This window comes from Agrobacterium sp. Ap1, assembly GCF_017313375.1.
GTDB classification, from domain to species: Bacteria; Pseudomonadota; Alphaproteobacteria; order Rhizobiales; family Rhizobiaceae; genus Neorhizobium; species Neorhizobium cellulosilyticum.
Genome location: NZ_JAFLMY010000010.1, coordinates 138171 through 156369 on the forward strand (window position 1 = coordinate 138171; position 18199 = coordinate 156369).

Annotated in this window: 15 protein-coding genes and 1 pseudogene; 15 read left to right on the plus strand and 1 reads right to left on the minus strand. The window is 56.4% G+C overall.

Going from position 1 to position 18199, the window contains the following annotated elements; all coding sequences use genetic code 11:
• The first annotated feature begins 159 nt into the window (after positions 1–159).
• The 8 genes from JZX87_RS19640 to JZX87_RS19675 all read left to right on the plus strand — a co-directional run bounded on the left by JZX87_RS19640 (position 160) and on the right by JZX87_RS19675 (position 8272).
• A complete protein-coding gene (locus JZX87_RS19640) occupies positions 160–1020 on the plus strand; it encodes a transketolase (protein ID WP_206827439.1) in 861 nt (286 codons plus the stop codon).
• The gene (locus tag JZX87_RS19645) at positions 1020–2009 is read left to right on the plus strand and encodes a transketolase family protein (protein WP_112651755.1); all 990 of its coding nucleotides are present in this window, start codon (positions 1020–1022) and stop codon (positions 2007–2009) included. The genes JZX87_RS19640 and JZX87_RS19645 overlap by 1 nt, the downstream gene beginning before the upstream one ends.
• A complete protein-coding gene (locus tag JZX87_RS19650) occupies positions 2006–3304 on the plus strand; it encodes an aspartate aminotransferase family protein (RefSeq protein WP_206827441.1) in 1299 nt (432 codons plus the stop codon). Before JZX87_RS19645 ends, JZX87_RS19650 begins: the two co-directional genes overlap by 4 nt.
• 37 nt (positions 3305–3341) lie before the next feature.
• The gene (locus JZX87_RS19655; RefSeq protein WP_206827442.1) at positions 3342–4373 is read left to right on the plus strand and encodes an ABC transporter substrate-binding protein; all 1032 of its coding nucleotides are present in this window, start codon (positions 3342–3344) and stop codon (positions 4371–4373) included.
• Positions 4374–4444: 71 nt separating this feature from the next.
• Positions 4445–5431, plus strand: a complete 987-nt coding sequence (locus JZX87_RS19660; RefSeq protein ID WP_353654217.1) for an ABC transporter substrate-binding protein — start codon at positions 4445–4447, stop codon at positions 5429–5431.
• Positions 5428–6702 carry an ABC transporter permease gene (locus JZX87_RS19665; protein WP_353654218.1) on the plus strand — a complete coding sequence of 425 codons (1275 nt, stop codon included), beginning with the start codon at positions 5428–5430 and terminating at the stop codon, positions 6700–6702. Before JZX87_RS19660 ends, JZX87_RS19665 begins: the two co-directional genes overlap by 4 nt.
• A gap of 3 nt (positions 6703–6705) precedes the next feature.
• Complete coding sequence (locus JZX87_RS19670; protein ID WP_112651765.1) at positions 6706–7515, plus strand: ABC transporter permease; 810 nt, start codon at positions 6706–6708, stop codon at positions 7513–7515.
• Positions 7516–7522: 7 nt separating this feature from the next.
• Positions 7523–8272 carry an SDR family NAD(P)-dependent oxidoreductase gene (locus JZX87_RS19675; protein WP_206827444.1) on the plus strand — a complete coding sequence of 250 codons (750 nt, stop codon included), beginning with the start codon at positions 7523–7525 and terminating at the stop codon, positions 8270–8272.
• 18 nt (positions 8273–8290) lie between these two features.
• Here the strand turns inward: JZX87_RS19675 and JZX87_RS19680 are convergent, their stop codons facing one another.
• Positions 8291–8968 carry a GntR family transcriptional regulator gene (locus tag JZX87_RS19680; protein ID WP_206827445.1) on the minus strand — a complete coding sequence of 226 codons (678 nt, stop codon included), beginning with the start codon at positions 8966–8968 and terminating at the stop codon, positions 8291–8293.
• A 184-nt stretch (positions 8969–9152) separates the two neighbouring features.
• On the opposite strand from JZX87_RS19680, the gene JZX87_RS19685 reads away from it, so the two are divergent.
• From JZX87_RS19685 to torT, 7 genes and pseudogenes are all read left to right on the plus strand, one after another.
• Positions 9153–10517 carry an aminotransferase gene (locus tag JZX87_RS19685; protein WP_206827446.1) on the plus strand — a complete coding sequence of 455 codons (1365 nt, stop codon included), beginning with the start codon at positions 9153–9155 and terminating at the stop codon, positions 10515–10517.
• 9 nt (positions 10518–10526) lie between these two features.
• Positions 10527–11963 (plus strand): amidase, encoded by a 1437-nt coding sequence (locus tag JZX87_RS19690; RefSeq protein ID WP_206827447.1) that lies wholly within the window; start codon positions 10527–10529, stop codon positions 11961–11963.
• A 25-nt stretch (positions 11964–11988) separates the two neighbouring features.
• Entirely contained in the window at positions 11989–13071 is a 1083-nt protein-coding gene (locus JZX87_RS19695) for an ABC transporter ATP-binding protein (RefSeq protein ID WP_206827506.1), read from the plus strand.
• 18 nt (positions 13072–13089) lie between these two features.
• Positions 13090–14571, plus strand: a pseudogene (locus JZX87_RS19700) (NAD-dependent succinate-semialdehyde dehydrogenase).
• 1 nt (position 14572) lies between these two features.
• Positions 14573–15598 carry a histone deacetylase family protein gene (locus JZX87_RS19705; RefSeq protein ID WP_206827448.1) on the plus strand — a complete coding sequence of 342 codons (1026 nt, stop codon included), beginning with the start codon at positions 14573–14575 and terminating at the stop codon, positions 15596–15598.
• A 243-nt stretch (positions 15599–15841) separates the two neighbouring features.
• Complete coding sequence (locus JZX87_RS19710; protein ID WP_206827450.1) at positions 15842–16891, plus strand: LLM class flavin-dependent oxidoreductase; 1050 nt, start codon at positions 15842–15844, stop codon at positions 16889–16891.
• A 246-nt stretch (positions 16892–17137) separates the two neighbouring features.
• Positions 17138–18199, plus strand: a complete 1062-nt coding sequence (torT, locus tag JZX87_RS19715; RefSeq protein ID WP_206827452.1) for a TMAO reductase system periplasmic protein TorT — start codon at positions 17138–17140, stop codon at positions 18197–18199.

Below are 18199 nucleotides of genomic sequence, written 5' to 3' on the forward strand. Positions count from 1 at the left end.
GCATAATTTTGTCCATTACGTTCGATTTTATCGACCGATTCCATTGTCAAAAATCCATGTTGCCTTCCGTGAAATTCTCTATATCTTATAACTTATAAGTTAGGGAACAACGGGAGTATATCCGTGACATCGTTAAATTTCTATAGCGGCCATCCACCGATGGACCGCAACAATGACCCATTGTCTGATGCGCAGTTGGAGCATCTCCGCGAGCGTGCAAAATTCGTGCGCCTGGAAACGATCAGGCTGATATCAATCGCTAAAGTGGGGCACTACACGTCAGTGTTCTCATGCGCAGAGATTTTTGCAGCTCTGTACTACGACGTCATGAGGATCAAAAAAGGCGAGCCCGCATGGCCCGACCGCGACCGCTTCCTCATGGGTAAAGGCCACGCCGCCGTCGGGCTCTTCCCGATTTTGGCCGATCTCGGTTACTTCGACCCAAGCTGGCTGGATTCCTACACGCGTCTAGGGAGCCCACTCGGCGACCACCCAGATATGACCAAGGTGCCAGGCGTCGACTTCAGCTCCGGCTCCATCGGACATGCTTTGTCCAACGGCGTCGGAATGCTCCTCGGGGGTCGCTTCCATAAGCGTGACTTCAACGCCTTCGTTCTTCTCGGAGACGGAGAGATGCAGGAAGGGCAAGTCTGGGAGGCCGCCTTGTCTGCCTCGAGCCACGGCCTCTCCAATCTGATCGCGATTGTCGACCGCAACGGCTATCAGCTTGATGGAAAGGTTGACGATATCCTTGCTGTCGAACCTCTGGATGAAAAATGGCGAGCGTTTGGATGGGAAGTCCACACCGTCAACGGCCACGACATCCATGCTCTCACCGCTCTACTGCGGCAGGTCAAAGCCGACAAGGGTCGCACGAAACCTTGCTGCATTATCGCAAAGACCGTCAAGGGCAAGGGCATCGATTACATGGAAACCGAACCAGGCTGGCATCTCGGTTTCCTTGGTGCGGAAGACGAAGCGAATGCCCTCGAAACGATCCAAAATACGGTGATCTCATAATGAACCAGCTGATTTCCAAGGACTCGTGGCAGTACCGCGAAGTCAATCGCCGCGCGCCCTCGCTTCCAACTTTTTCCAATGCCCTGATCGAACTCGTCGAGGCCGGGCATCCTGTGATGGCGGGAACCGCAGATCTTCAGTATTCCAACGGTTTGAACGAATTTGCCCAACGCTTTCCGGAGCGGTTTGTCCAGTTTGGGATCTCTGAACAGAACATGGTCTCCGCTGCAGCGGGTATGGCAACGACGGGTGTTATTCCATACGTGGCCACATTCGCGTCTTTTCTTGCACTGCTTTGCTGCGAGCAGATCCGAATGGATGTCGCTTATTGCAGGCAGCCGGTCCGCCTTATCGGCCATCACACCGGTATTTCGCTCGGCTTCTACGGTACCTCCCATCACGCAACGGAGGACATCGCGATCACGAGAAGCATCGCGAACCTGGCCGTCGTTTCGACAGCGGACGGCCCGGCTCTCGCCGCGGCACTCAAGGCGACGGTCGATTATCCTTTGCCAATCTATTTCCGAATTCACCGCGGACATGACCCAGTGGTCTACGACAACGGCGTCGATTTCCAGCTTGGGAAGGGGATCGTTCACGGCATAGGCAACGACGTTACGATCATCGCGGCCGGGTACCCGGTTCATGGTGCGAAAAAAGCAATGGAAGAGCTTAACGAGGCTGGCTACTCGGTCGGTCTGATTGACATGCATTCCATTAAACCACTCGACGAGGAAGCCATACTGGAGGCATCCGCGCGCTCCAAAATCATCCTCACAGTGGAGGAACACAACATTATCGGCGGTCTCGGTGGCGCGGTAGCTGAAGTCCTTGCCGAAAAGGGTAAAGGCGCTCGTCTCGTTCGCCACGGTATAAGGGACGAATACAGCCTCATCGCTCCTCCGACCCATCTCTACAGGCACTATCGGCTTGATGCCGCCGGGATTCGCGCTGTCTTGCTCGAGACCATCGAAGGAGCAAGTGCATGACGAATAACGAGGCAATCGCACGCCGCGCTGAAGCCGTCATTCCCGGCGGCCTTCTCAGCCCCAGCCGACGCCTTGGAGCGCCTATCGCTTTCTCCAGGGCGGACGGGCCTTACCTCTACGACGCCGACGGCAATCGCTACACAGACTATCACTGCGCGTTCGGTGCAAACGTGCTCGGGCACCGCAACCCGGCAATCTTCAAGGCGATCGCGGGTGTCAACGAGAGTGTCGATCTGATCGGCGCCGGTGTGCTCGAACTGGAGGTCGAGGTCGCCGAGCTCCTTGTAAAGGCCATCCCGTGCGCCGACCAGGTCGCGTTCTGCAGCAGCGGATCGGAAGCCACATACCATGCCCTCCGTCTGGCCCGTGCCTACACGGGGCGAAAACAAATTATCAAGTTCCAGGGCGGCTATCACGGGTGGCACGACTACGTCGCGATGAACGGCCAGTCCAGCCGCCAGATGATCGGCTCGTTCGACCCGATGTCCGACGGGATCCTTTATGACGCGGCTCGATATACGAAGATTTTGCCCTACAACAATGCAACCGCCGTTGAGGACTATATCAAAGCCAACCCCGGCGAGGTTGCCGCGATCATCATCGAACCAATCGCGCACAATATGGGCGCCGTCATTGCACAGAACCAGTTCCTACAGGACCTGCGCAGGATAACGAGCGAAAACGGCGTTGTACTGATATTCGACGAAGTTATTACGGGGTTCCGGCACGCGCTTGGCGGCTACCAGTCGATCGTCGGCATCACCCCCGACCTCGCCACCTTTGGCAAGGCAGCCACTAGCGGCTACCCGATTGGTCTTGTTGCCGGCAGCAGGGACATCATGGAACGTGTCGGGAGAACTGGCGACGGAGCCGTGTTTATGGGTGGCACCTTCAATGGAACACCGTCTTCTCTGGCCGCCGTGAAAGCCACCATTCAAGAGTTGTCAAAGCCCGGCGTCTACGACCGCCTCTTCGAGCTCGGTAGCTACCTCCGGAAGCAGATCGACGAAATTATAGCGCGGCACGGCATCAGAGCGCAGTCGGCGGGCTTTGGCTCGGTCTGGCTCGTTTACTTCTTCGATGGCGAGTTCCGGGAATACGCCGATCTGCTCCGGAACGACAACGATCTCGACATGCGGTTCCGGAGGGCACTGATAGAGGGAAAACAGATTTTCCAGCCGCTTCAGCTCAAACGCCTCTACCTCTCCCTCAGCCACGACGAGACCGTGTTGAACGAGACTCTCGAGATTATCGACACCACCATGGCCCACCTCGCGCGGTCGGCCGCGGCTTAACTTCCAGAACCAGATCTCAATCAAAAAAGGGGAACCAATGAGACATCGGTTAATTACATTGATGGTCACGGTCGCGTGTTTTGCGACCACGACTCCGACACTTGCCCGCGATCTTACGGTCGTCGGCTTCGGCGGCGCAACGCAGGAGGCGATGCGCGAGACACTCTTCAAGCCTTACGAACAAAAGTCGGGAGCACCACTTCTGGAGGAGTCTTACACAGGAGGCATCGCCAAGGTGAAGGCGATGGTCGAGACTGCAACGACGACATGGGATGTCGTGCAGATGGACGAGAATGAGATGATCTTGGCTTGCGACCAAGGACTTCTCGAAACGTTCGACTGGAAGACATTGCCGAACGCAACAGACATCATTGGACCTGCCAAATCCGACTGCGGGATTGGCGCGTTCGTCTGGTCGAAGATACTGGCTTACGACGGGGACAAGACCACCGGCGTGACATCCTGGGCAGATTTCTGGGATGTCAAGAAATGGCCTGGGAAGCGAGGCTTGCGCAAGCAGGCGCGGATGACGGTGGAAATCGCACTTCTGGCGGACGGCGTAAAGCCGGAGGATCTGTACAAGGTTTTGGCGACGAAGGAAGGGCAGGATCGCGCCTTCGCCAAGCTCGACCAGTTGAAGCCTAACATCCAGTGGTGGGAAAGCGGTGCTCAGCCGATGGAATGGCTGGCGTCTGGCGAGGTCACCATGACGTCTGCGTATAACGGTCGCGTTATTGCAGCCAATCAGCAGGGCAAGCACTTCCAGATGTCCTGGACCAACCAACTTTACGCTATGGATTTTTGGGCTATTCCCAAGGGCAGCAATACGAAGGCGGCATTTGATATTGTCACCTACATGACAAGCCCCGAGCCCCAAAAAGCATTTGCGGAAAAGATGGTCTATGGCGTCACGAACGCAAAGGCGACCGCCAGTATTTCTGCCGATATAGCCCCTCAACTTCCTACCGCTGAGAAGAACATGGCAGGCGCTGTGGCCCTGAACACCCCATTTTGGGTCGATCACGAAGAGGAGCTGCAACAACGATTCAACCGGTGGGTAGCGCAATGAGGAGGGACCCCATGCCATATCGTAAACTTTTCAGCGGGCTTATGCTGCTCGCATGCCTCGGCGTTACATCCGTGGCGCTGGCGGATTCAGGAAAACTGACCATAGTTGGTGCAGGTGGCGTGCTTCAGGACGCGGAGCGAAAAGCCTTTTTCGAACCCTTTGCGAAGTCCTCTGGTGTGAGCGTCACCGAAGACTCCTATTCAGGTCAGATGGCCAAGGTCCGTGCAATGGTAGCCAGCGGGAGCGTTTCCTGGGACGTCATGCAGGTCGAGCAGAACACGCTGCTGTCAGGATGCGCAGAAGGCCTGTTTGAAGAACTCGACTGGACTAGGATCGGTAATCAGGGAGACTTCATTCCTGAAGCTTACAGCGAGTGCGGAGTTGGTGCTTTCGTCTGGTCCATGGTTCCAAGCTATGACAAGTCCAGGCTCGCTGATGGGCCGAAGAACTGGGCAGACTTTTGGAATACTCAGAAGTGGCCTGGCAAGCGAGGTTTTAGACAAACTGCCAAGATGACGCTCGAGATCGCTCTGCTTGCAGACGGCGTGCCCGCTAGAGAGGTTTACGATGTTCTGTCGACCAAAGCCGGTCAGGATCGCGCCTTCGCCAAGCTCGATCAGATCAAATCGGACATAATCTGGTGGACGTCTGGAGCGGAGTCGCTGGAGCGTCTGGCGTCTGGTGACGTCGCGGCAACAGCAACCTTTAACGGCCGTGTGTCGGCCGCGAATGCGACGGGTAAAAACTTCGCCCTTCTCTGGGATGGTCAGGTTTATGGCATTGACTACTGGGGCATCGTGAAGGGAAGCGCCAACCGGGAAAACGCCGAAAAATTCATTGCTTTCGCATCCTCTGACACCGCGCAGTCGGCCTTCCCGCAGTATATCACCTACGGAGTGACCAACAAGAAAGCCATCTCAAACGTCAAGCCCGAGCTGGCGAAGGACCTTCCCACCACCGAGGAAAATCTGAAAAACGCTGTCGGCCTCAACACCGAGTTCTGGGCGGACAATGGTGAGGCTCTTGAGGCGAGGTTCGCAACATGGCGGGCTCAGTGACATCCGAATTGGCAGTGCGGCAGTCCCCCGGGGCTGCCGCCGCCCAGCCCGGACGCGCGTTAGCGCTCGCGGCTGGTTTTCGCGCCGACCGAAAAAGGCAGAGACTGATCTCGGTCATGCTGATCGGACCGCTCGTTGCGTTCATCGTCTTCGCATTCGTTCTACCGCTGGGAACAATGCTGTTCTACGCGGTGAACAACCCCGAGGTTCGCAACGCACTGCCGCAAACACTGGAAGTTTTGAAAACATGGGATGGATCAGGTCCTCCACCCGCGGCGGCCTTCGACGCGCTTGTCGCTGACATAAAATCCGATGTTCCGCCGAACGTTCTTGCCGAAGCTGGCCGTCGTCTGAACTACGAGATAACTGGCTTCCGCAGCCTCCTTGCCAAGACAGTTCGCAACGTTCGCAACGCCGAAATAACAATAGCGCAGCAGCACTTATCGGCTATCGACGAACAATGGAATGATCCTGCCTACTGGAGGGTAATCCAGCGGAACGGGTCCGCATTGACAGCATTCTATCTGTTGTCTGCTGTCGATCTTAGACCTGGAGACGAAGGAGGTGCCAAGCTCGCTCCTCCGGAAGAGCGGCTCTTCCTTTCCACGCTGATGAGAACGCTGGTCATCAGCACCGTCGTCACGCTCATCTGCGTTCTACTTGCCTATCCAATAGCCAATGCGGTCGTTTCTGTCGGGGGACGATTCTCGGCCGTCCTGCTGGCTTGCGTTCTGTTGCCGTTCTGGACCTCGCTTCTGGTGAGAACGAGTGCCTGGATCGTGATTCTTCAGAAGGAAGGGATAGTCAATCGCGTGTTACAGGCACTTGGTTTGACGGACGCCCCGCTTGAGCTCGTGTTCAACAGAACCGGCCTTTATATTGCAATGGTCCACATCCTGCTGCCGTTCATGGTGCTACCGCTTATCAGTGTCATGAAGGGTATCTCGCCGACCTTCGTGCGCGCCTCATCATCTCTGGGGGCAGGGCCGTTGACAACATTCCTCAGAGTATATCTCCCGCTTACGCTGCCCGGCGTCGGTGCTGGTTGTCTCCTGACATTCATCATCGCAGCAGGTTATTATGTCACACCGACACTGGTTGGCGGCGCATCGGACCAAATGCTCAGCTATTTTGTCGCCTTCTATGCGAACACGACAATCAACTGGGGCATGTCGGCCGCACTCGGCGTCCTTCTTTTGAGCTGCATTCTGGCGCTGTACATCATAGTCGGCAGGATCGTCGGTATCGACCGGATCGTTGGAATGGAGTGAGTCATGCCTGCTAACATCAGACGCGTACAGATTGGGTTTTGTTTTTTCGCGATGGTTTTCCTGATTGGACCTACCTTCGCGATCATCCCGATCTCTTTCAGTTCGGCGAACTTTCTTTCGTATCCGCTACCCGGCTTCTCGCTGCAATGGTACTACAAGATATTGCAACCGCAGCCGTGGATGGCTGCGCTGCTGAACAGCCTCATCATCGGCGCGGGCGCGACTGCGGTCGCAACGGTCCTCGGCACTGTGGCAGCTCTCGGTCTCTCAAGAGGACATCTTCCCGCACGATCGACGATACTCGCCGTCATCATCTCTCCGATGATCGTCCCCGTCGTGATTAGCGGTGTCGGAATGTACTTCTTCTTCGCGAAACTGGGCCTCGTTGCTTCCTTCCTGGGCCTTGTACTGGCTCACGCCGTGCTTGCGGTACCCTTTGTCGTGATCACTGTGACCGCGACACTGAAGAACTTCGATATGAACCTAGTGCGAGCAGCGGCAAGCCTGGGTGCTTCGCCTTTTCACGCATTTCGTACAGTGACACTTCCCCTGATTGCTCCCGGCGTCGTGTCGGGTGCGCTGTTTGCTTTCGTCTTTTCGTTCGATGAGGTGGTGGTTGCCCTATTTATCAGTGGTCCGGGACAGAAAACCCTGCCGCGACAGATGTTTGACGGTCTCAGGGACAATATCGACCCATCTATCCTGGCAATGTCGACGCTGCTCGTCATCGTCTCGATCATCCTGATGAGTGGTGGAGCCCTCGTCCAGAAACGCGCGGCCGCTCATGCGAACCCGCAGAATAAGTCGGAGTAATTGGTAAATGATCATCGTAACTGGAGCCACGCACGGGATTGGACGGGCTTGCGTCGAAACGCTTGCAGCAGCAGGAAGACAGGTACTTGCAACCGGTAGAGACGCTGTCGCCGGCGCAGAACTTGCCGAAGCAAACGCGACTGTCGTTTTTGTCCCGGGTGATGTCACTGAGGAAAATGACTGCAGAAAGGTCGTCGAGTATGCTCTCGAATTGGGTGGTGGAAGTCTTTCAGGTCTCGTCAACAATGCGGGAATGTCAAAACGCATTTCATTCTCTGAGGCAACACAGGCCGACTGGGACGAGGTACTCGCGGTTAATGCGCGCAGCGCGTTCCTCTTCACACGCCACGCTCTAGCGGGCCTAAGGAAGGGGAGGGGCTCGGTTGTAAACATCGCCAGCATCGCCGGGAAGACGGGCGAGGAGGGACTGGCAGTCTATTGCGCATCGAAATCTGCCGTCATCGGAATGACCGAAGCGCTGGCTCTCGAGTTTGGGGAAGAAGTGCGCTTCAATGCAGTGTGCCCTGGACAGATCGCAACACGAATGATGAACAATATCATCGCTGATCCACTGAGGAAAAAGCAGCTTGAACTGCGTATTCCGGCGAACCGCTTCGGTACGCCGGAAGAGGTCGCGGACGTGGTTGCATGGCTCCTGTCCGATCACTCCAGCTATGTGAATGGAACGGTCATCACTGTCGACGGCGGTGAAACGGCAGGCCTGCGCACCCCGCGTATTGCTGAAGTTACAAACTGAGAACCAAGTGATCGGGAGCTAAACCAGCTCCCGCTCTTCGAAATATCGCAGAAAGCTTGTTGATGCCCGCGTAATATCATTCTCGATTGCCGCCCGGGCCTTCTTCTTGTTCTTCAACCGAAGAGCTTCCAAGAGGTGCTCATGCTCTTCCGCGCCAACGTAATCGTGTGGTATCTCGCGATAATAGACATTGAGGATGGGTCCCATAGACACCCACATTGTCTCGATTTGCGCGATGAGCATCGGCATTTTTGAAAGGCGATAGACGCCGAAATGGAAAGACCTGTTTGCCGATCGTGCAGCCTCAAAGTCATCAGACTTCTCGCTCGCGACAAAAGCTTGGTGGAAGTTCTTTAGCTGCTCGATGTCAGCTGCTGACACATTCTCTACCGCAAGTTCAGCAGCAAGGCCCTCAAGAGCAGTACGTATCACTTTTATCTGCACATAACGATCTTGACTGAGTTCCGGGACAACGACAAACCGGCCCGAACGGAGTTCGAATGCCTGCTCGCTCACAAGACGCAAGCACGCTTCACGCACAGGGGTGACACTCGTGCCGAGCCTTTCCGCGAGCTCTTGCATCAAAAGCCGCTCGCCGGGAGCAAAACTCCCGACAATCAAACCCTCACGCAGCTTGGTATAAATCCTGGCAGACAGGCTCCCCATCTCCCCCGGCTGCATGTCCATAACACTCATCGTCTCAACTCCTAATCCCTACTGCTTGCATACCTGAACCGGACGCCACGACCAACCACTTATATCTTATAATCCAGCCGTGCACGTTAGATGACGAATTTTATTCCGAATCCAACAACAGCAGTTGCCAACTTCTTCTGATAACTTATAAGTTATAAAACACAAGAACGCTTTGGAGGCTATCGTGCTTAATTCGCTCCGGTCACGCGATATGGCGTACCATTTTCACTCGCAGACCAATCCCCGTCGTCAGGAGGTTGACGGCCCGTTGATGATCACCAAAGGGGAGGGCTGCTATGTCGTCGACGAGCTCGGCAACCGATATCTGGAAGGTATGGGTGGGCTTTGGTGTGCATCGCTCGGCTTCGAGAACGAGCGTTTGGCAGAAGTGGCGGCCAGACAGATGAAGACGCTGGCGACCTACCATACGTTCAATCATCGCTCGAATGATCCTTGCGCTGACGTGGTTGAGCAGATCGCCGAGCTTTCGCCAATTCCAGGGAGCAGGGTATTTCTGGTCAACTCAGGCTCGGAAGCCAATGACACGATGGTCAAGCTGGCCTGGTATTATAACATCGCCCGGGGAAAACCATCCAAACGTAAGATCATCAGCAGAAAAGGCGCCTTCCACGGCAGTACTGTGATGGGAGCAGCACTCGGCGGCCTGCCGCACATGCACGAGAGCTTCAATCTGCCAAGTCTGAACGTTATCTACGCGGAGAAGCCACACTTCTACAAACACGGTATGCCGGGCGAATCGGAGGAAGCTTACTGCGATCGCCTGATTGCCGACCTGGAGAGCCTGATTACCTCAGAAGGACCCGAAAGCATAGCCGCAATGATCGCCGAACCGGTCATGGGTGCCGGCGGGGTCGTTACGCCTCCGACCGGGTATTTCCCCCGCGTCAGCGAAGTCCTGAAGCGCCATGACATTCTCCTTCTCTCGGACGAGGTGGTCTGCGGCTTCGGACGCAGTGGCAACTGGTTCGGGTGCGAGAGCTTCGGTTTCGTACCCGACATGATGTCCATCGCGAAGGGCCTGTCCTCGGGCTATGTCCCTATCGCCGCAGCAGTGATCGGAGATCATGTTTACCAGGCAATTGCCGACGAGGCCGATCGCGTCGGCGTTTTCGGACACGGGTTCACGTATTCCGGCCACCCCGTAACGGCGGCTGTGGCCGCCGAGGTGCTCCGCACATACCGTGAAATGGATATCCCCGCGCGTTCCCGGGAACTAGGCCGTCATCTTTTTGAGAAGCTTGAGACCTCGATCGCTGGCAGCCCCTTTGTAGGTGAAATTCGCGGCGCAGGCTTTCTCGCCGGGATCGAGCTCGTAGCCGACAAGTCGACGAGGACCGCGTTTGAGCCAGCCCTCAAAGTTGGGGCATTTGTCGAGCGTCGTTGCCGCGCGCACGGCGTCATGATCCGTAATATGGGCGATGTGATTTCCGTCTGCCCGCCATTCATCATGACAACATCACAGATCGACGAGCTTGTGGGCGGTATTTCCGCGGCGCTCGAAGACGCTGTTTCTGAATTCAAGAATTGAGCATGTACGATGGATGAACTTGCAAAACTCGATCTCTGCGCCCAGGCGGCGCTCGTCAAGGCAGGGCAGGTGACTGCCGAAGAGCTTCTGGAAGGGGCCATAAGGCGGTCGGAAAAGACAAACCCCCAACTGAACGCCATCATCCGGCCTCTGCATGAGGAGGCTCGCAGGGAAGCGCGGGGCGCAGATAAGAGCAGCGTTTTTGCAGGCGCTCCCTTCCTTGTCAAAGACCTCTATTGCCACATGGCAGGCGTGCCAACCACGGGTGCTTCGGAGATCACACGGGATTTCGTGCCGGACCACGACAGCGAACTGATGCGCAGGTACCGCAAAGCCGGACTCAGTACGTTCGGCAAAACCAATCTCTGCGAGTTCGGTACCCTCGGGACCACAGAGCCGAAACTCTTCGGAGCAACCCGCAATCCATGGGACATTTCACGGTCGAGCGGCGGATCGAGCGGCGGCGCTGGGGCCGCCGTGGCTGCTGGCATCATACCCGCAGCCCATGGCGGTGACGGGGCGGGTTCGATTCGAATTCCGGCGTCATGCTGTGGCTTATTTGGTCTAAAGCCGTCGCGTGGAAGGATCACACTCGGCCCAGATCTGGGGGACAGTACAGGTGGGATCGTGAATGAACATGTTCTTTCGGTGAGCGTCCGTGACAGCGCCGCTCTCCTGGATGCGACCCGAGGGACTTTGGCTGGAGACCCCTATACAGCTCCCATCCCGGAGTTCAGCTATATCGACGTGTTGCGATCAAAGCCGCGCCGGCTCAGGATCGCTGTTACCACCACCTCGCTGCTCGACACATACGTAGATCCGGAGTGCGCAAAGGCGACGATCGAAACCGCACGTCTTTGCGAAAGCCTGGGACATGAGGTGGTCGAAGCCAACCCGCAGCTGAATGGCGATACCTACCGCACTTACTACAAGCGGTTCTGGGCAATGACCGCCACCAGGGCTATCACGGCTCTGGCCAGAAGCAGGAATGTCAGGCCCGAAAGCCTAGCGTCCGGTGTCGAGTCCTTCAACCAATACCTGTACAGCGTTGGCTCGAAGGTCACGGCGGCCGATTATTTGATAGACCTCAACTGGTTTCATGGTGTCGGCCGGACCATCGCGAACTTCCTCGGCGACTTCGATCTCTGGCTGACACCGACACTCGGCTCCCCGCCGCCTTTGCTTGGGCACTTCGATGCGGATATTCACGGCGGTGAGGAAGTCATGGAGCGGTTCCTCCAGTTCCTATCGTTCACCACATTCGCCAATATGGCCGGTCTGCCGTCTATGAGCGTGCCTATGTACTGGACACCGGCTGGGCTCCCGGTCGGCACACAATTTACGGGTCGCTTCAACGACGAGGAAACACTGTTTCAACTTGCCGCTCAGCTTGAGGAAGCTCGCCCGTGGTCGGGCAGACGGCCTCTGGTCCATGCAACGGCATAAGCGCATCAAAAAAAGGGGAACCGCTATGTCATATTCAAAGTACGTGGAATTCATCAATGTCGATAAAAGCTACGACGGGCGAAACCTCGTCGTGGACACCCTCAACCTTTCCATCTCCCAAGGCGAATTTCTGACAATGCTGGGACCATCGGGCTCGGGCAAGACGACAAGTCTGATGATGCTTGCGGGGTTCGAGGCTCCTAGCGGCGGCCACATCCGCATCGCTGGTCGCTCATTGGAATCCGTGCCACCGCATCGCCGAAACATCGGGATGGTGTTCCAGAATTATGCCCTCTTCCCCCACATGACCGTGGCGGAAAACCTGGACTATCCCTTGCGCGTCCGCAAGATGGCCAAAGCCGAACGTAATGATCGTGTCCGCAAGGTTCTGGATGTTGTGCAGATGGGAGCTTTTGCAGAGCGAAAGCCTGCGCAGCTTTCGGGCGGGCAGCAGCAGCGGATTGCACTCGCTCGGGCGATCGTTTTCGAGCCAGACGTCGTCCTTATGGATGAGCCGCTCGGCGCTCTGGACAAGAACTTGCGCGAGCATCTCCAGCTGGAAATAAAACACCTGCACGAGCGTCTCGGGATCACTGTGGTCTATGTCACCCACGACCAGTCGGAGGCCTTGACGATGTCCGACCGTGTAGCGGTGTTCAACGCCGGGAAGATCGAACAACTGGCTCCGCCAGCTGAACTTTACGAGCGTCCTGCCACTCCCTTCGTTGCAGGCTTTATCGGGGAGAACAACCGCCTTTCGGGGGAGATTTCCGGGCGGAACGGCGATGAATATGCCGTCCAGACAGAGACCGGTCACAGAATGATCGTTCGAAGCCAAAAGGACTTCTCAGAACGCCAGCGGGTCATGATATCGGTGCGGCCCGAACGGGTTCGGCTTGATACCACTGAGGCGTGCCTGAACACCTTTGGCGGAACCGTCGAGGAGGTAATTTATCTTGGCGACCACAAGCGTGTGCACGTCAGGGTCAGCGAGGCTTCCACGCTCATTGCAAAGGTCCCCAATGCAGGCACCAACATCGACATCAAGCCGTCTCAGGCGTTGTCCCTCGGATGGGACAGCGGCGATGCGGTACTGATCCCGGCTTGAACTTCAGGACAGACTATTATGGCTATCTTCCGAGACCTCGAACTTCGCAACCCTGAACTGATGCGTGATCGAGCCTTCGTTGCAGGGAACTGGGTCGACGCAACGTCGGCTGATCGTATTACCGTGACCGATCCCTTTGATGGAAGCGCTATCGCAGACCTTCCCAGCCTTGGGATGGACGCAGTGCGGCATGCGATCGACATCGCAGACGAAACGCAGAAGGCTTGGGCTGCACGTCCTGCTCGAGACCGCGCTGTAGTGCTCAAACGGTGGTACGATCTGATCGTGACTAACAGCGACGACCTCGCACTCATACTAACGCGCGAGCAGGGTAAACCGTTGAGCGAGGCAAAGGGCGAAATCCTCGCCAACGCCCACTACATCGAGTGGTTCGCGGAGGAGGCCAAACGAATTGATGGCGATATCATTGCCACTCCGGTTTCGGACCAGCGCCTGATGGTTCTCAAGCAGCCCGTGGGCACGTGCGCCGCCATCACACCGTGGAATTTTCCCAACGGCATGATCACCCGAAAGGCCGGGCCAGCGTTTGCAGCGGGTTGCAGTATGGTTCTTAAGCCAGCGTCGCAAACACCCTTGTCGGCTCTGGCGCTCGCCTTTCTCGCACAGCGGGCCGGGATTCCGGATGGGCTGTTTTCAGTTGTGACCGGGCCAGCGAAAGCCATTGGGGAAGAATTTTGCACCAATCCCAGGATCGCGAAGATCAGTTTTACCGGGTCGACTGAAGTGGGGCGCTGGCTGATGGAGCGGGGAGCTGCGCAGATCAAGCGTCTGTCGCTCGAGCTCGGTGGAAATGCGCCTTTCATCGTCTTTGATGATGCTGATGTAGATGTCGCCGTGGAAGGCGCGATCGCTTCGAAATTCCGGAATGCTGGCCAGACATGTGTCTGCGCTAACAGGCTATAGGTCCAGGAAGGCATCCTCCCTGAATTCTCCAGAGCGTTGTCGAAGCGGGTAGCTCAGCTTAAGCTTGGTAATGGTAGCGATCCTGAAACGGCCCAGGGCCCGCTCATTGACCAGAAGGCTGTCGCCAAGATCGAGGAGCACATCGAGGATGCGGTCTCCAGAGGCGCGACCGTCATCGCTGGCGGGCGCAGGAGCGAACTGGGTGGAAATTTTTTCGAGCCAACCGTCATGACGGGCGTCACCCAGGAGATGAAGGTGGCGAAGGAAGAGACATTTGCTCCGCTGGCTCCACTGATCGCGTTTCGCACCGAGAACGAGGTCATCGCCATGGCCAACAACACGGAATACGGGCTGGCATCCTATTTCTTCACCCGGAATTATGCGCGCATATGGAGGGTGGCTGAAGCACTTGAGGCAGGCATGGTCGGTGTCAACACCGGGCTCATCGGAAGCGAGGCAGCTCCGTTCGGAGGGGTGAAGCAGTCCGGTCTCGGGAGAGAAGGATCGAAGTACGGGATCAACGAATACCTGGAGATCAAATACGTTTGCGTCGCCGGGATAGGATTGGGCGCCTAAGATGAAGGTCGTGTATTCCGACCTCCACAGATCACACCTTCCCGGTGACGTGGTCGAGAACGGCGTGCCTCGTCCAAGCCGCGACGTCCCCGAACGACTGGATGCTCTGCTGCGAGCTGTCAGGCTAGCGGGCCTTGAAGTTGTAAGCGCATCAGACCATGGCCTTGAAGCGCTTTCCACTGTCCACTCGATTGAATACCTGTCTTTTCTGGCATGCGCTCACAGCGAATGGCAAAGAGATGGCTTGCCTGGTTCCGTTATGCCCGCAGCCTTTGAGACGCGACGTGAGGCCTATCGGGTTAACTGGCCGCTCATTGCCAAGGCGGGTTTTCATCTGCGTGATCAAATAACACCCGTGGGCGAGGGGACCTGGGAAGCTGCTTACTGGGCAGCTCAAACAGCTGTTACTGCAGCTGATCTCGTTGTAAAAGGAGAACGTCAGGTCTACGCTCTTTGCCGTCCATCAGGTCACCACGCCGGGCCAGACTATGGCGGAGGTGCAACCTATTTGAACAACGCCGCAATTGCCGCTCGGCGACTGGCTGCGGAGGGAATGCGCGTTGCCATCGTCGATCTGGATGTCCACCATGGGAACGGCACGCAGGACATATTCTGGAACGATGCGAGTATCTTTTTTGCCTCTATCCACCGCAGCCCGGCAGGCTATTACCCCCACTTCACGGGTTTTCGTGAAGAGGTGGGTGGAATGTCTGCCGAAGGTGCCAACCTGAACCACCCCTTAGACAAAGACGCGGGTGACAAGGAGTACCTTGTCGGCGTCGAGGACATCTTGACCGCGGCGCTTGAACACAACCCCGCGGCTGTGGTCGTGTCGCTTGGTTTTGATGCACTCGCGAGCGATCCAGCGAAGGGGCTGGCCGTGACCGAAGAAACATTTGAAAAGGTAGGTAGGCTGTTTGGAGATGTCTCGCTGCCCGTCCTACTGGTGCAGGAGGGCGGCTACGACCTGAAGAGTTTGCAGCATGTAGCCGCTCGCTTTCTTGATGGCATTTGTTCGCCTCGTTAGCGGCCGTCGCGTTTGATTGAGGAACCAACGGCGGCGGGGACAAGGTAGCAGTCGTATATATTGCTCAACGCGCAAAACAGACGTCCCCTTTTCGGCGCCTAATTTGCAGAGGCAACGCGATCATTCGATGAAATCGAACAACATAATCGAAATTATCCAAATTCCAGAGCAGGCGGGGAACGCCTATGTTGCCTCAATCAAACGACCAGCCTCCACAGATGGGAGGCAGCGAAGGAATGCACCATGCTAACTCCAGCAGTAGAATTCGGGCTCGATACCTTTGGCGATGTTACCTACGACAGCACGGGCCGACCGGAGCCACACGCGACCGTAATTCGAAATGTTATAGAGGAAGCGAAGCTCGCGGATGAACTCGGCATCGACTTCTTCGGCGTTGGCGAACACCATAGAGAAGACTTCGCGGTGTCTTCGCCTGAAACCGTTCTGGCAGCGATTGCGGGAGTGACATCCCGGATCAAGCTTGGCTCCGCAGTTACGGTCTTGAGTTCGGACGATCCGATCAGAGTCTTTCAACGCTTTTCGACACTGGATGCCGTTTCCAACGGACGCGCCGAAGCGATTTTGGGACGGGGCTCTTTTACCGAGTCATTCCCCCTGTTCGGGTTTTCGCTGGATGAATACGAGACACTATTCCAGGAAAAGCTAGACCTGTTTTCAAAGCTGCTTGAACAGAAGCCGGTGACGTGGTCAGGCGATACGCGGCCTCCACTAAAGGATCAGAGTGTATTTCCTCCCGTCCAGAACGGGAAGCTCAAGACCTGGATCGGTGTTGGCGGTAGTCCGAACTCGGTCATTCGGGCGGCGCAGTACGCGCTACCCTTGATGTTGGCAATCATTGGCGGGAGCCCTTACCGCTTCAAGCCTTACGTCGATCTCTATCGGGAGGCGACACAGAAGCTCACCAAAGAACCGCAGCCTGTAGGCATCCATTCTCCAGGATATGTAGCGGCGACAGATGCAAGGGCTCGAGACGAGTTCTGGCCGCATTACCGGGTCATGCGCGACAGGATCGGGAAGGAGCGGGGTTGGGGACCCGTGACCATGGATGAGTTCGTCTCTGAAATCGATAACGGTTCGCTGTATGTCGGTTCCCCCGAAACAGTCGCGGCAAAGCTCGCTCCTGTTATCTCCACTCTAGGCATCCAGCGTTTCCAGCTCAAATACAGCGCGGGAACTCTGCCACACAAGGACCTGATGACGAGTATTAGGTTTTTCGGCGAGGAAGTTGTTCCCACGGTTAAAGCCGCTCTGGGGGATCGGAAAGCAGCTTAGCTCTCTCGAACCCGCATGTACATTGTCGCGGAAATCCATGCGTAGCGAACGGACGAGGTTTGCGGGTTTACCCGTCTAACCTGCTCTGAGTTTGGAGAGGCGAAACTAAAAACCTGTCTGTGCAGCCGCTATGATTTGAGAAAAACAAAGAGCGAAAAAACGTCTTGATAAATAACTTATAAGATATAAGCTCCATTTCCAGACGCCAAAGGCGCAAGGGAACTATATCGGAACCGGGAGCTTGTTATGCAGACACTGTCGCGCCTTTCTTCAGTAGCAGCAGTCATTGGACTCTTGCTTTCCACCCAGCCTGTGCACGCAAAGGACTGGTGGCCGTTCAAGATAGCAGCTGCAAAAGACGGCGACCTCAAGAAGGTCGAGCAAATTGAGTATACGCCGCTCCTGAAAGCGGAAAAGGCTTGGAACCTCTGCGTCCTCTATCCTCATATGCAAGACAGCTACTGGGTGTCCGTGAACTATGGACTTATCGAGGAGGCGAAGCGCCTCGGCGTAAAAGTGAGTGCATTCCAGGCTGGTGGTTACACGGCCCTCCCGAAGCAGATTGCCCAGTATGACGACTGCCTCGCTGCAGGTGCCGACGCGATCCTCATCGCCCCCATTTCTGAAGCGGGGCTCGCCTCGAAGATCAATGAGGGAATGAAAAAGGGGGTCGTAAACATTGCAGTTGCAAACCCGATCCTTGAAACTCCGATTACCGCCCGTATCACCCCTGATACCTACCAGAAAGGCCTGCAGACGGGGGAATTCCTCAAGAAGTACCTCGGTGAGAAAAAAGGGGCTGCCGTCGGCTTCCCCGGGCCGCAAGGCAGCGGATGGGCGGAGAGCTATATGGCCGGTTTCCGCGACGCTTTGAAAACTGGCAACATCCAGCTTCTGGCCGAGCAATATGGTGAGGCCAGCGTGCCGGCACAGCTAAGGCTGGTGGAGGACGCCCTCCAGACCTACCCCGATATCAATGTGATCTGGGGGGGAGCGCCCACGGCCGAAGCAGCTGTCGGAGCGGTCGCAGATACCGGAAGGGAAGACGTGACAATCATGGCTTCTTATGAAAACCAGACGATGCTCAGAGCGGTCGCGGATGGGAAAGTCGTTGGCTTCGCCTCCGAGTTTCCTGTCATGATGGGAAGGATCAGCGTCGACCTGGCTGTTCGAGCCTTGGAGAAGAAGCCTTATGAGAAAGTCCTACTCGTGGCGCCCGGTATCGTAACAAAGGACAATATTGCGACCTTCGATACCACCCAGATATTCGCCCCTGAGGGTACAAAACCCGAATTCTCCGTGAAGTGA

What these genes read in the sequence shown, in the direction of transcription:
- JZX87_RS19640 (WP_206827439.1), top strand. Translation starts at nt 160, where the DNA reads ATGGACCGCAACAATGACCCATTGTCTGATGCGCAGTTGGAGCATCTC.
- JZX87_RS19645 (WP_112651755.1), top strand. Translation starts at nt 1,020, where the DNA reads ATGAACCAGCTGATTTCCAAGGACTCGTGGCAGTACCGCGAAGTCAAT.
- JZX87_RS19650 (WP_206827441.1), top strand. Translation starts at nt 2,006, where the DNA reads ATGACGAATAACGAGGCAATCGCACGCCGCGCTGAAGCCGTCATTCCC.
- JZX87_RS19655 (WP_206827442.1), top strand. Translation starts at nt 3,342, where the DNA reads ATGAGACATCGGTTAATTACATTGATGGTCACGGTCGCGTGTTTTGCG.
- JZX87_RS19670 (WP_112651765.1), top strand. Translation starts at nt 6,706, where the DNA reads ATGCCTGCTAACATCAGACGCGTACAGATTGGGTTTTGTTTTTTCGCG.
- JZX87_RS19675 (WP_206827444.1), top strand. Translation starts at nt 7,523, where the DNA reads ATGATCATCGTAACTGGAGCCACGCACGGGATTGGACGGGCTTGCGTC.
- JZX87_RS19680 (WP_206827445.1), bottom strand. Translation starts at nt 8,968, where the DNA reads ATGAGTGTTATGGACATGCAGCCGGGGGAGATGGGGAGCCTGTCTGCC.
- JZX87_RS19690 (WP_206827447.1), top strand. Translation starts at nt 10,527, where the DNA reads ATGGATGAACTTGCAAAACTCGATCTCTGCGCCCAGGCGGCGCTCGTC.
- JZX87_RS19695 (WP_206827506.1), top strand. Translation starts at nt 11,989, where the DNA reads ATGTCATATTCAAAGTACGTGGAATTCATCAATGTCGATAAAAGCTAC.
- JZX87_RS19705 (WP_206827448.1), top strand. Translation starts at nt 14,573, where the DNA reads ATGAAGGTCGTGTATTCCGACCTCCACAGATCACACCTTCCCGGTGAC.
- JZX87_RS19710 (WP_206827450.1), top strand. Translation starts at nt 15,842, where the DNA reads ATGCTAACTCCAGCAGTAGAATTCGGGCTCGATACCTTTGGCGATGTT.
- torT (WP_206827452.1), top strand. Translation starts at nt 17,138, where the DNA reads ATGCAGACACTGTCGCGCCTTTCTTCAGTAGCAGCAGTCATTGGACTC.